Annotated in this window: 12 protein-coding genes, 1 pseudogene and 1 riboswitch; of the genes and pseudogenes, 5 read left to right on the top strand and 8 right to left on the bottom strand. The window is 29.6% G+C overall.

All coding sequences use genetic code 11. The features are described from left to right. Positions 1-4: 4 nt before the first annotated feature. The gene (locus ES045_RS08045; RefSeq protein ID WP_147115147.1) at positions 5-658 is read right to left on the bottom strand and encodes a DUF4290 domain-containing protein; all 654 of its coding nucleotides are present in this window, start codon (positions 656-658) and stop codon (positions 5-7) included. Between the two features lie 139 nt (positions 659-797). Next, positions 798-3,119 (bottom strand): ATP-dependent helicase, encoded by a 2,322-nt coding sequence (locus ES045_RS08040; protein WP_147115144.1) that lies wholly within the window; start codon positions 3,117-3,119, stop codon positions 798-800. Between the two features lie 321 nt (positions 3,120-3,440). On the opposite strand from ES045_RS08040, the gene ES045_RS08035 reads away from it, so the two are divergent. From ES045_RS08035 to ES045_RS08025, 4 genes are read left to right on the top strand one after another with little or no spacing between them, the layout of a single operon-like run. Beyond that, positions 3,441-4,055 (top strand): SatD family protein, encoded by a 615-nt coding sequence (locus ES045_RS08035; protein ID WP_147115141.1) that lies wholly within the window; start codon positions 3,441-3,443, stop codon positions 4,053-4,055. Position 4,056: 1 nt separating this feature from the next. After that, entirely contained in the window at positions 4,057-4,338 is a 282-nt protein-coding gene (locus ES045_RS16805; protein ID WP_317131305.1) for a DUF3307 domain-containing protein, read from the top strand. After that, positions 4,320-4,760: a hypothetical protein gene (locus ES045_RS16800; RefSeq protein WP_317131304.1), complete on the top strand. Its 441-nt coding sequence runs from the start codon at positions 4,320-4,322 to the stop codon at positions 4,758-4,760. Before ES045_RS16805 ends, ES045_RS16800 begins: the two co-directional genes overlap by 19 nt. A gap of 3 nt (positions 4,761-4,763) precedes the next feature. Beyond that, positions 4,764-5,276 carry a hypothetical protein gene (locus ES045_RS08025; protein ID WP_147115138.1) on the top strand — a complete coding sequence of 171 codons (513 nt, stop codon included), beginning with the start codon at positions 4,764-4,766 and terminating at the stop codon, positions 5,274-5,276. An 87-nt stretch (positions 5,277-5,363) separates the two neighbouring features. Here the strand turns inward: ES045_RS08025 and ES045_RS08020 are convergent, their stop codons facing one another. Then, on the bottom strand, positions 5,364-6,428 hold the full coding sequence (locus ES045_RS08020) for a DUF5074 domain-containing protein (protein ID WP_147115135.1): 1,065 nt from the start codon (positions 6,426-6,428) through the stop codon (positions 5,364-5,366). 2 nt (positions 6,429-6,430) lie between these two features. Beyond that, a complete protein-coding gene (locus ES045_RS08015) occupies positions 6,431-8,263 on the bottom strand; it encodes a TonB-dependent receptor plug domain-containing protein (protein ID WP_147115132.1) in 1,833 nt (610 codons plus the stop codon). A 31-nt stretch (positions 8,264-8,294) separates the two neighbouring features. Next, positions 8,295-8,493: riboswitch (cobalamin riboswitch) on the bottom strand. A gap of 57 nt (positions 8,494-8,550) precedes the next feature. Between ES045_RS08015 and ES045_RS08010 the strand changes: the two genes are divergently transcribed. Further along, complete coding sequence (locus tag ES045_RS08010; protein ID WP_317131303.1) at positions 8,551-9,690, top strand: ABC transporter substrate-binding protein; 1,140 nt, start codon at positions 8,551-8,553, stop codon at positions 9,688-9,690. 144 nt (positions 9,691-9,834) lie between these two features. Here the strand turns inward: ES045_RS08010 and ES045_RS08005 are convergent. The 4 genes and pseudogenes from ES045_RS08005 to ES045_RS07990 all read right to left on the bottom strand — a co-directional run. After that, a pseudogene (locus ES045_RS08005) lies at positions 9,835-10,011 on the bottom strand (response regulator transcription factor); the annotation flags it as partial. Between the two features lie 20 nt (positions 10,012-10,031). Continuing rightward, positions 10,032-10,760, bottom strand: coding sequence for a 7TM-DISM domain-containing protein (locus ES045_RS16845; RefSeq protein WP_223267214.1), 729 nt, complete (start codon positions 10,758-10,760; stop codon positions 10,032-10,034). 156 nt (positions 10,761-10,916) lie between these two features. Then, entirely contained in the window at positions 10,917-11,192 is a 276-nt protein-coding gene (locus tag ES045_RS07995; protein ID WP_223267209.1) for a hypothetical protein, read from the bottom strand. Between the two features lie 47 nt (positions 11,193-11,239). Further along, the gene (locus ES045_RS07990; RefSeq protein WP_147115123.1) at positions 11,240-13,999 is read right to left on the bottom strand and encodes a DNA gyrase/topoisomerase IV subunit A; all 2,760 of its coding nucleotides are present in this window, start codon (positions 13,997-13,999) and stop codon (positions 11,240-11,242) included. Between the last annotated feature and the right edge of the window lie 107 nt (positions 14,000-14,106).

Below are 14,106 nucleotides of genomic sequence, written 5' to 3'. Positions count from 1 at the left end.
ACTCTTATCTTTTTCTGTTTTTATTTTGATTACTATGTTGTGGTTTCTTATACGTAGTTTTAGTATTACTTTGCCCTTGAGAACTTCTTTTTCTTAGTAAATTCTTACTTTCAGATAATTCTTCATCTGTATCTCTTAAATCAATTTTACCATCAGATAAATCGTACAAATGTTTAAAAATCACGGCATCATCAACCGTGTCTTTGTTCCAATTTAAATAACATTTTTTCATGTGATTTGCAACGGTAAAAACCAATGCTTCCTTTTTATCACCATCTTCCCAACTTAAAGCAATGTCTATCATTGTTTGAATATTGTTACCATAATAACGATATCTTGATGCCGATTTTGGATACGCCAAACCTTCTGGTTTTTCTTGTAATTCATCTTTTGACGGCTGCGGATAAGGAGATTCTACATCTAATTTAAAATCTGCCATAATATACAATTGATCCCAGAGTTTGTGTTTAAAATCTGGAACATCACGTAAATGTGGTTGTAAATTCCCCATAACATCTACAATCGCTTTTGCCATTTTATCTCGCTCTTCTTTTGTTTCTAAAGCCAAACAATGGTCTACTAATTTTTGTATATGTCTGCCGTATTCTGGTATTATCATTAACGGTCTTTCTGAATTATATTCTAAATCGAATGTCATTTATTTATTTTTGAAGTGTGTTCTCGTTCCATTTTCTTTCTCCTTTTATCCAAAAAAAAACACTAGAACTAACAATTTATAGCTTATCGTTATTTAATGTTGCAAAATAACAATTTATTTTTAGTTTTTTTGATGATTTTTAGCCAATCACTTTTAATTTAGCAAATTGCAGCAATAATTTCTTTTTTCCTGCAGTTGCAAACTGAATTTCGGCTTTCTTATCGGGGCCCTTCCCTTCCATTCCTGTAACGGTTCCTGTACCAAATCTATTGTGTTCTACAATATTTCCTATAATAATATCTCCATCAAAAAGATTCATTTTTGGTGAAACTTGTGAAACTTTTTTCAAATTCTTAGGAACAACAATTTCTTTCTTTTTTACCAAATCACGCTCCATTTTTTTACGCTGAATTGGTTTCTGAAAACGAATTCCTTTTGGCGCATCATCAAAAATGCTCTTATCTAAAAAATTATTTATTGTTGGGTTGTTTACTTTTGGAGTGATGTAAAATAAGTATTTATCATCTATTTCTTCTAGAAACCTACTTGGTTCTGCATCTACTAATTTACCCCATCTGTAACGTGTTTGTGCATACGTTAAATACGCTACTTTTTCTGCCCTTGTTAACGCCACATAAAATAATCTTCGTTCTTCTTCTAACTCGCTTCTGGTATTCATACTCATGGCAGAAGGAAATAAATTTTCTTCTAAACCAACAACATACACATAGCCATATTCCAATCCTTTAGACTGGTGAATGGTCATTAAAGAGACCGTGGGTTTGTCATCATTTTTTTCTGAATCGAAATCTGTAGCCAACGCAACATCTTCTAAAAAAGTAGTTAAAGAAGCATCATTACCTTCTTCTATTTTATCTGTAATAAAATCTTTAATTCCGTTTAAAAGTTCTTGAACATTTTCTACTTTACTGACTGCTTCTGGCGTTCCATCTTTTTCTAAATCTTTAATTAACTGCGCCTTTTTAACAACAATTTCTGCAATTTCAAATGCATTTTTTGTTTGCGATTCTATTTGCAAACTTTGCATCATATTCATAAAATTACGAAGCTTGTTCTTAGTTCCTGCATTTATTTTTAAATCGATTTTATCGATATATTTTATAATATCGAAAATTGATTTTTTATAATGATTTGCAGCTATGGTTAGCTTATCTATAGTTGTTGCTCCGATTCCACGCGCAGGATAATTAATAATTCTTTTTAATGCTTCTTCATCATTAGGGTTGATTAAGATTCTTAAATAAGACAAAATATCTTTAATTTCTTTTCTTTGATAAAAAGAAATTCCGCCATAAATTTTATAATCCAGTCCTTTTTTACGCAACGCGTCTTCCATTGCTCTAGACTGAGAATTTGTTCTATACAAAACACAAAAACTATCTAAACCTAGCTGATGATTCATATGGTTTTCCCAAATCGATTGTGCTACAAAACGGCCTTCTTCTCCATCTGAAATAGTTCGCATTACGTTTATAGCGTCTCCCGCATCATTAGAAGTCCAAACCTCTTTGTCTAACTTTGTTTTATTCTTTTCTATAACAGAATTTGCTGCATTTACAATGTTACTTGTAGATCTATAGTTCTGTTCTAATTTAAAGGTTTTAACATCTGGATAATCTTTCTGAAAATTCAAAATATTCTGAATATTTGCTCCCCTAAAACTATAAATACTTTGAGAATCGTCTCCAACAACACAAATATTTCCAAATTTATCTGCCAAAGCTCTTACAATAATATATTGCGAATGATTTGTATCTTGATACTCATCTACCATAATATACCGAAAACGATCTTGGTATTTGGCCAAAGTTTCGGGAAAACGAGCCAGCAATTCATTGGTTCTTAATAATAAATCATCAAAATCCATTGCACCAGCTTTAAAACATCTGTCTACATAGATTCTATAAATATCGCCAACTTTAGGTCTGCTTGCATGCAAATCTGCTTCTTGTAAATCTGGGTTGTTAAAATACGCCTTAACCGTAATTAAGCTATTTTTAAACGAAGAAATGCGTCCTAAAATCTGCTTTGGTTTGTAACGTTCTCTGTCTAAGCCCATTTCTTTTATAATAGAACTTATCAAACGAACAGAATCTTGCGAATCGTAAATTGTAAAATTGGTTGGAAAACCTAGTTTATCTGCTTCTGAACGTAAAATACGTGCAAAAACCGAGTGAAAAGTTCCCATCCAAAGGTTTTTTGCTTCACTTGCACCAACAACAGAAGCAATTCTCGCCTTCATTTCTTTGGCTGCTTTATTTGTAAATGTGAGCGATAAAATATTAAACGAATCTACGCCTTGCTTCATTAAATGAGCAATTCTATACGTTAATACACGTGTTTTACCAGAACCTGCACCAGCAATAATAATCATTGGGCCATCTTTTTGTAAAACAGCTTCCTTTTGAGGTTCGTTTAAAGAATCTAAGTAACTATTCAAGAGATATTTTTTTAGAAGAATTTAAAGCGTGAAATTAACCAAACTATTTGTTTTTTATACAGAAGTTTCATAATTTTTATTCACAAGTTGTTCCTTTAAAACGCGTCTCGAAAAACGAATAACTATAATTAGAGCATAGCACCAATAAAATTGACTGTTTCTCTCTAAATCTGCTATTATTTATATTCTTACAAAATACGCCTAAAACAGATTTATGTTATTATCTGCTTATAGGCAGATAAGTAAGTTTATCTGTTCTAAGACAGATAAATATCTATTTTAAAAAGATAAATAGTATATTAGCTAAAATTACAAATACAAATGACAAGTATTTTAACAGGAGATATTGTAAATTCTAGAAAAAAAGAGGATAATTTATGGTTATCACTTTTAAAAAACACCTTACAAACTTTTGGAGAATCGCCTAAATATTGGCAAATTTATAGAGGAGATAGCTTTCAATTAGAAATAAAAAATCCTGAAAAGGCATTGCATGCTGCGTTAAAAATTAAATCTCAATTGAAAAGTATTTTAAATATTGATGTTAGAATTGGAATAGGAATAGGCGAAAAAGAATACAGTGCTTCAGAAATTACAACCGCTAATGGTGCTGCTTTTATAAATTCTGGTTTTGCTTTTGATAATTTATCAAAAAAACAAAATTTAGCCATAAAAACACCTTGGCAAGAAATTGATGATGAACTTAATATTGCATTTGACTTGGCCTTATTAACAATAGATTCTTGGTCTGTAAACTCTGCAGAAGTTTTTAAATTATCTCTAGAAAATAAAAATGCTACACAAAAAGAAATTGCACAAATTTTAAGTATTACACAGGGAAGAGTTAGCGAAAGACAAAAACGTGCTGGTTTTGAACCTATTATGAAGCTAGAAAAACGTTTTAGAAAATTAATAAATCAAAAAATAAACGGATAAGATGTTGTTATTTTTAAAGTTTTTGCTTGCTCATATTTTAGGTGATTTTGTCTTTCAATCAGAAAAGTGGGTAAAAGATAAGGAAAAAAATAAAATTAGATCTTCTAAATTATACGTGCACTTGGGGATTCATGCTTTTTTATTATTGATTTTACTTCAATTTAATTTACAAAAATATTGGCTAGGTTTTTCAATCATTCTTATATCTCATTTTATTTTTGATGTTTCTAAGCTCTACCTTCAGAAAAAAAAAACAAAGAGAAGTTGGTTTTACATATTTTAGCATTGTTTTTTGTTGTTGCTATATATACTGATTTCAATTTTTCTGTTGATGAACTTTTTACTGATAAAAATTTAGCTTTAAGTATAGCTGTTCTTTTGATAACAAATGTTTCTGCAATTATTATAAAAGTTTTTATTACACAATGGAATCCTGAAAGTAAAAAAGAAAATGATGATTCTTTGGCAAAGGCAGGACGTTATATTGGTATTTTAGAGCGTCTTTTTGTATTCATTTTTGTAATTACAAATCATTGGGAAGCCATTGGTTTCTTATTGGCTGCCAAATCGGTTTTTAGGTTTGGAGATTTAACATCTTCTAAAGACAGAAAACTCACAGAATACATTTTAATTGGGACTTTATTAAGTTTTGGTTTGGCAATTCTAATAGGAATCTTATATTCGTATGTAGTACACTTTATTTAATTTATGGAAGATAAAATCTTAGAAAGCATCGCTTATATTTTACCGGCAGCAGTAACGGGTTTGGTTGCTTATTACATGTTTAATGGCTTTATAAATAATAAAAATTCTGAAAAAAAATTAGAATTATTAGCACAACAAAGAAAAGAGGCTTTGCCTATAAAGTTACAGGCTTGTGAGCGTTTAATGTTATTTTGCGATCGAATAAACCCTGTTAAAATGTTAATGCGTGTTCCGCCAATTTCTAGCGACACAGATGATTATTTACAATTACTAATTGCAAATATAGATCAAGAATTTGAACATAATTTAGTACAACAAATCTATATTTCTGAAGATACTTGGACCGCTATTTACGCTGCTAAAAATGCTGTTACAAATAAATTAAGACAAGTAGCAGAAAATGCTACTTCTGCAAATGATCTACGTGAAAATGTGTTAATCGATTATTCTAAAACACTGCCACCAACAGAAACAGCTATCGATTTTATTAAAAATGAAGTGCGAAAGCTATTGTAATAAAAAACTCCGAACTAGAACTATCTAATAAGGAGTCTTTAATGAGGGAACGTTTCCTTTTTCAAAAGAACGTTTAAAAAATATTTTTTAGTTAAAATAAACTTTACCAGGAACAAGACCAACAGTAAATTCTTTTAATTCTGTGTTTGTAGCTGCGTCAAATATTTTTAAACTACCATTCACTTTATAATCTTTGGCATCGGTAACATAAATTTTATTTTCTTTAACAGCCAAACTATAAACTGGCGTTGTAATAATTTCTGAAGTTGGAACCTCAGTCGCATTTTCAGACATTTTAAATACTTTAGACGATGTAGAAAAGTAAATGCTGCCATCACTTACAACCATGCTATTTGGGTGAAATTCTGAAGCAAAAGTAAGCGTAGCACTTACCTCATTTGTTGCGGTATTTATTTTTACTAAACTCCCTAACGTTTCTGCAGGATTCCATGATGTTTCTGCTTTTCCTTCACAAGAAACTAACAAGTCTCCATTACTATCAAGCGCCATTTCATCTGGCACAAGACCCACCTCAATTGTTTTTACAATTGTATTATTTATCGAATTTATTACTGTAACAATATTACCCGAACCAAAACCACCTTTATGAGATATATATAAATTTTTACCCACAGCAATAATTTGTTCTGGACCTTCTGTTACTGGAATTTTATTAGTAATAATGGCTGTTGTTAAATCTACAACTGCAATATAATCATCTGTTTGATCTGAACCAGAACCCCAATTTGTAACATAACCTTTACCGTCTAAAAAAGCAATATTTATTGGGTTGCTTAAATCTGTAGTAATTTCTGTAATTTTATTCATTGAATACCTATTGGAGATAGAAATTTTATTACCAACATTTGCAATTAAATATGCATTCTCGTTGTTAAACCCAACAGATTGCAAAACAGTACCAATATTTTCATTATTTACTTTATTGTAAATTTTAGCTTCTTCTATTGTATAATCTTCAGAAATAAAATTAATTGTTCCCGTACCTCCAGAAAAAGCACCTTCATTAGCTACTAAAACTCCATGTTCATAATCTCCTTTTGGTAAAATTAGCTCATTACTGCTGTTACAAGATGTAAATAAAACACCTGCTGTTAAAGCGACTAAAAAAATTGATTTTTTAATATTCATCATTTTTAAAAATTTATGTTTGTTGTTATTAGAAAATTTACTCCAGGCATGGGCCTGCTTAATGTATTTTGATAATTTGAATTGTAAATATTATTAATTTTAAAACCAACTATTGGTTTCTTTTTAATTGATAAAAATTGATAATCAAAACCCACATTAGCAACTGTAAAAGCAGGAATTATAGCTACTAGAAAAGAAACATCATCATTAAATAATTGCTGATAGTAAACGCTAAAAGCTTTATAATTATAATTCAACAGAAAATTTGCTCGATTTTTTGGCACAGAAATTAATGCCTTGTTTGTTTCTAAATCTTTCGCATCTGTATAAGAATAGTTTGTATTCAATTTAAAATGATGCAACCCGATATTTTTTCTAAAATTAACTGCAAACTCAATACCTAAATTTCTAGTTTCACTAACATTCACAGGACTCCAAGCTCCCGTTTCATTAGGTATCCACTGTATCAAATCATCAGATTTAATATAAAAAGCATTCAATTGAAAAGAAATATTGCTAAATGTTATGGCGTTACCAACTTCAAATTGATAGGATTCTTCTGGTTTTAAATTTATATTTCCGCTAGGTTCCCAATACAAATCATTAAAAGTTGGAATTCTAAAATTCTTAGAAGTATTAAAAGAAAGTGTGTAATATTTATTAAATTCCTGTTCTATTCCTAAAGAATATAAAAAGGGAGAAGCAATATTTTTTAAGTATTCTTGCCTAAACTGCAAACCATAACTTAACCTTTTTGTTAATTGATGATTGAAGGAAAATACCGCTGAAAAAACATTTCTTCTATTCGAAGAAAAACTACTTCCATTTACTAGTGTAGACTCAAAACCAGCAATGGTATTTATCTTTATTTTTCTAGAAACATAATTACTATAATCTAATTTTACTATTTTTCTTTTTACGGTTCCAATAGAGAAAATATTTTTATTAGACTTGTCATCAAAAAATTTAAACTCATCAAAAACATAGGCAAATTTAGATGTGATGGCTTCATTAGGAGAAATGAAATAACTCCATTCTAGTAAATTTTTTAAACTCACGTCTTTATAAGCATCATTAGATGGTGCATTTAAAGTTCTAGAAAGGTTTCTGTCTGAAAAAAAAGAGTTTGAAAAAATTTTTATTTGATGCTGATTATTAAATTTATAGCCAAAATTTACATCCAAATTAGAATTGTACAACTCCCCATTGTCGTTTTTTAAATTAGTCTCTACATAGTGAAAATCGTTATTAGAAGCATTGTATCCTAAACCGATGCTCACATAACTTTTAGTATTCGATTTCTTAAAATTATAACTAATATGTTTTGTATCAAAGCTTCCATACTTTAATAAAAGGTGCTGTTTTCTTGTAGGTAAAAATGTAATATTATTATTTAAATGAACAGTACCACCAATAGCACCACTTCCAAAAAGTACGCTTCCACCACCACTTCTTACCGTAATATCATCATAAGAATTAGATGATATAGCATTAAAATCTGTCTGACCGTTTAGTTGAGAGTTTATGTTAATTCCGTTCCAAATTACAGCTGTTTGAGATGCATTTGTACCTCTAAAAGAAGGTGGAGAAACCATTCCTGGTCCATTTTCTTTAAAATATATAAAAGAATTAAAACGCAAAACAGCTGTTAAAGACTTTATATTTCTACGAACTAAACTATCTGTAATAGAAATTTTACTATATCCTTTAGAAAAATCTTTCACTTTAGAAATTGGTAAAACAATCTCTTTTAATTGAATAACAACAGTATCTTTTTGAGCATACAAGTTAATTGCACCAAATAATAAACAACAAATAATTGTGTACTTTTTTACCATAGTTTCAATAAACTTCTATCCCGAAAGTTTTTTAATTGTTCTTAATAATGGCAGGTCTCCTGACTTGCGTCTTGTAACAAACCTTCCCAACAATAAATTGTCAGTGGTAAAAGAATAGTTACAAGCTTTATAGCTTACAGTTGCGGGAACAGTTCTAGATTTTAACTAGATTCCTTTTTAATCTTTTGTAAAATGATTCTTACATCAAAACCAAAATCACTGCAAAAGTAGTTTTTAAATTGATATGACAAAACAATTTTGTAATCTTGTTCTCTAATTATTTTTTGATGATGAAACGAACACAGAACGCTATTCTTTTACTCCTTATTTTATTTACTTTTTCTTGCAAAAAAGAAATTGTAAAAGTGACTAAAAGCACCCCAAATAAAAGTACTATTAAATATGCTAAAGGCTTTGATATCATTGATGATAATGGCGTTAAAAGGTTAATTATAAAAACAGCATACCAGAACTCTAAAGAGGTTTTTGAATATGAAATTAGAAGTAAAGATTCAAATAAAACGGTTGTTTCTAAAAATGAAGTTGTAGAAGTACCAATTCGAAAAATTGTTGTTACCTCAACAACTCACATACCCATGGTAGAGTTGCTAAATGAAGAAACTTCAATTGTTGGTTTTCCGTATTCTAAATATGTTTCATCAGAAAAAACAAGGGTTTTAATTGATGAAGGAAAAATTACGGAAATTGGTAGAGAAAATTCTCTAAACACAGAGATATTATTAGACTTACAACCAGAGTTGGTTGTAGGTTACAGTGTTTCTGCTGCAGATAATAGTTTAACAACCATTAAAAAAGCGGGAATTAATGTAATTTATAACGGAGATTGGTTAGAAGAAACACCTTTAGGAAAAGCAGAATGGATTAAGTTCTTTGGTGTTTTATTTGATAAAGAAAAACAAGCAGACAGTATTTTTAAGGTAATTGAAACCAATTATATAGATGCTAAAAAGCTTGCAGAAAAATCAATGAAGAATCCTACAATTTTATCTGGAGCAATTATGAGTAAAGATATTTGGAACTTGCCTGCTGGAGCGAGTTTTGTTGCTCAGTTTTTAAAAGATGCTAATTTAAATTATCTCTGGAAAAATTCTGAAGGCAAAGGAAGTTTATCTTTGAGTTTTGAAAGTGTTTTTGACAAAGGAAAAGATGCTGATTATTGGATTGCTCCTGGATATTTTTCATCTAAAGAACAATTGTTAAAAAGTAATCCGTTATACGCTAAATTCAAATCTTTTAATACAGATAATATTTACACACCTTCAACAAAAAAAGGAAAAACGGGTGGTGTTATTTATTACGAATTAGGAAGTACAAGACCAGATTTAGTTTTAAAGGATATTATTAAAATCACAAATCCTGATTTATTACCCAATTACAAACTTATTTTCTTTGAAAAAATGAAATAAAAAAACCTTCAATATTTTTACTGAAGGTTTCTTGTTTAAAAAAATTTAGGGGAAACATTTTCTTATTACAAAAATAGGAGAAACATATATTTCTTCTCTTACTTATTTATTTATTGCGTAGTTTTTGGGTAGTTACCTCTATAATCAATAGGCTTTTAAGGTGTTTTCTATTGAAATCGCTTCTTTTCTACTCTTAATATTTAATTTTTCATAAATATTTTTTACATGAAACTTTACCGTATTTACAGAAATATTAAGTTTATCTGCAATTTCTTTATTTGTAATATCCTCTGAGATAAAGTTAAATATTTCCAATTCTCTAAAACTTAAATTGGCAGTTTCTAAAAGGTTCTTTTTTGGCGTACTTGGTTTTTCAAGAGCTTCTGAAAGGCTTTTATTTCTTTAGAATAATTAACAATTTCATTTCGCATTAATAAATTTTCATTATTTAATATTCCCATTCTATAAATTACAGCAAATGATAGTAAAATCATTTCAAAAAAACCACCAAGTTTTAAGGTTGTGGGACTAATGTAAAAAAAGCTAAAGCCGAAGAGTTTTAAAATAAAAAAATTGATAGATAATATTAAAATAAAGAAATAACCTATAACAAAAAATTTGGTGTAAAAGTTTTTTCTAAATAATAAAACACTTAAAAACCAACAGAATAATAATAATAATAATAATAATAAGGAGAACCCAAAAATTTCCATTATTACAAAGAAAATAAAAATATCGGTAACTAGATATATACATAAAAATGTAAAAACGAGCATCAATAAAAGCCAACCATAGTTACTAGCCTTAGAAAAATATTGATTTATCTGTAAATAGTTTTTTGAAAATAGAAAAGAGAAAAAATAAACGAAAAAATGAACAATAACATAGCTGTTATTAATTACAGGTTTTGACAAATTAAAGAAAAACAACATTCCATCACTTACAAAAAGTGAAGACGTCATACTCAAAAGAAAAAGGCTATAATATATAAATAGATCATCTTTAAAATTTATAAAGTAAAAAATATTGATGAGAATTATTATAAATGCGCAACCATTATAAAATCCAATAAATAAGAAATCTATTTTATCTGCCTTTAAAAAAGCAGATTGGGAACTAACATGAATAGGTATTAGCGCTTCTCGAAGGGTTGTTACCCGTAAATAAACCGGATTTTTAGAAGCTACTAAATAGGATAAATATCGCTCACGTTTTAAAACTTTTAATTACTTTTCATTTTGATAAGCTAACGTGTTTGGTCTCTGATTATTTAAAACCTGTATGATATAATCGCCATCTTCCTCCTTAAAACTCTCTATTTTAAACCAAAAAACACCATTATTTAGTCCGTTACTAATTACATTAATGTATTTTTTTAATTGTACAAATTCTATATTATGAATCGTTATTTCCTTTTTTAAATCATGGATATAGGAAATTTTAGTTTGAGAATAACTCAAACTTATAAATAATAGAAAAATATAAATTAATTTATGTTTCAACTTTCTTTAAACTATTAATGTTAAAAGAAATGAAAGCGTTGCTCTATCTAAAACAATTTTGTCTGGTTCTCGTCATCTATTCTCTTCTGTTCTGCTTTTTTTCTTGCTATTGATTTTTGCAAAGCTATTTTCGCTTTTTCCTCTGCCGAAAGTTCTTCTAAAATAGGTTTTTTGGTTTCCGTTTCTTCAACTTCTATTGGTAAGCTATCCTTTAAAATATCTTCCGCTATAACTTCTGTTTCTTCATTTATTTCTTCTTCCTCCTCCTCCTCTTCATAAGATAAAGATGCTAACAAATTAACTTGCTTAATTTTCTCTGTAGTTAATTGATTTCCTTGTGCTTTTATTCCTTTTACAGCTATAAATTCTTCAAAATTAACTTCTTCATTCTCTAAACTCCTTTTAGAGTATATAACTTCTGCCATTGGTCTGTAATCTGTCGCAACAATTTCTAATTGCGATTTTACATGTTCAGATATAAAACTTTCCTCTTTCTCTGTTGTTTCAATTAAAAAACGTTTTACATAGTAACGTTCTTTTTCTCCATCGAAATAAATAGCAGAAATTGGTTTGTTAGGCTTCCATTTCTCTAACACAATAGTGTCATTATCAAAATGCATTGCTAGATTCGGTTTTACCGCTTTTGCTTTTCCGCTTTGTGTGACAATTAATAATTTATCTTCTGCTCTAAACTCTCCTAACAATTCACCTCTTTCGTCAACATTTAAACGTTGCACTGCATCATCAAACCATATTTTACGTGGTTTTAAGGTTGAAACTCCTTCAGACTTAAAATCGACAGATTTAATTGCATATTTAGTAATTCTATTTCCTCTAACGGCTCTTCCTTTTACTGCTAAATCTGCAAAATCAATATCCCACTTCATTTTTTTAACACCTCCAACAGCACGTAAATTCGTCGTTACAACTTCTGCTTCTCCATTTAGGTTTGCAGTAAAATAATGTACAATAGATCCTTTATTTCCGTTTGTTAAATCGTATTCTTTGTCTCTAGTTACAGAGGTTACATTAAAACGCTTCATATAAGAAGCACCTCTAGCACCATCTCTGTACATAAAATTATATACGGTTCTTTTGTCTTTCTTTTTAAACACAGCAACATAGAGAATATCTTTACCAACAAAGGTTTTAGTATCTACCTTTGTTACCTTCATAACACCATCTTTTCTAAAAATAATAATATCATCAATATCAGAACAATCGGTTATAAACTCATCTTTTTTAAGTGAAGTACCTATAAAACCTTCTTCTCTATTTACATAAAGTTTTGCATTGTTCATTGCTACTTTAGAAGCTACAATATCATCAAAAATTCTAATTTCTGTTTTGCGTTCTTTGTCCTTTCCGTACGTTTCTTTTAAACGTTTAAAATAATCGATTGCATATTCTATTAACTTTGCTAAATGGTCTTTTACTACTGCAATTTTATCTTCTAAACCCTCTATAAATTGTTTTGCTTTGTCAATATCAAACTTTGATATTTTCTTAATACGTATCTCTGTTAAACGCGTAATATCTTCAACCGTAATTGCACGTTTTAAATGTTTTATATGAGGCTGCAAACCTTTATCAATCGCTTCAATTACGCCTTCCCAAGTTTCTTCTTCTTCAATATCTCGATAGATTCTATTTTCTATAAAAATGCGTTCTAAAGAAGAGAAATGCCATTGCTCTTCTAATTCTTTTAATTGAATTTCTAATTCTTTCTTCAACAAATCTACCGTTAAATCTGTAGAATGTCGTAACATTTCAGAAACACCTATAAAAACAGGTTTGTTGTTTTCAATAGTACAACATAAAGGCGAAATAGAATTTTCACAATTGGTGAATGCATACAGCGCATCAATAGTTTTATCTGGTGACACATTTGGTGGCAAATGCACTAAAATCTCTACCTCTGCAGCGGTATTATCTTCAATCTTTTTAATCTTAATCTTCCCTTTTTCATTGGCTTTTATAATACTATCAATTAAAGTGGTAGTGGTAGTACCAAAAGGAATTTCATTAATAACCAAGGTCTTTTTATCTAGCTGTGCAATTTTTGCCCGAACTCGTACTTTACCTCCACGTTTCCCATCATTATAGTTGGTAAAATCTGCTATTCCTCCAGTAATAAAATCTGGTAATATTCTAAAACTTCTCCCTTTTAAATATTTAATCGAAGCATCAATTAATTCAATAAAGTTATGCGGTAGTATTTTGGTTGATAAACCTACAGCAATTCCTTCTGCTCCTTGTGCTAGTAATAGCGGAAACTTTACCGGTAAATCTATCGGTTCTTTCCTTCTACCATCATAAGACATTTTCCAATCTGTAGTTTTCGGATTAAAAACTACGTCTAAAGCAAACTTAGACAAACGAGCTTCAATATATCTTGATGCTGCAGCTCTGTCTCCTGTTAAAATATTTCCCCAGTTACCCTGCATATCAATCAGCAATTCTTTCTGACCAATTTGTACCATAGCGTCCGCAATAGATGCATCTCCATGCGGATGGTATTGCATGGTATGCCCAACAATATTCGCTACTTTATTGTAACGCCCATCATCTAAATCTTTCATAGAATGCATAATTCTACGCTGCACGGGTTTTAAGCCGTCTTCTAAAGACGGAACCGCTCTTTCTAAAATTACATACGAAGCATAATCTAAAAACCACTCCTTGTACATTCCTGTAATCTTGGTAATGGTTTCGACGGAATCCGCCTGATTCTCTAAAGAATCTGCTTGATTTTCTAGATTTGATAATTCTTCTTCGTGCTCGTTGTCGTTTATTTCTTCACTCATTTTTAAACGTTTAACTGTTTAATCGTTTAACTTTTTATTTGTATATTCCAATAAAAAAGCTTGTTATAACTCCTTTTTTTAGCGTTCCCTAAAGGTCGGGCTTTACG

The sequence above is a fragment of the Polaribacter sp. IC073 genome (assembly GCF_007997075.1).
In the GTDB taxonomy this organism is placed as follows: Bacteria; Bacteroidota; Bacteroidia; order Flavobacteriales; family Flavobacteriaceae; genus Polaribacter.
This window is presented reverse-complemented; position numbering and strand designations above follow the sequence as displayed.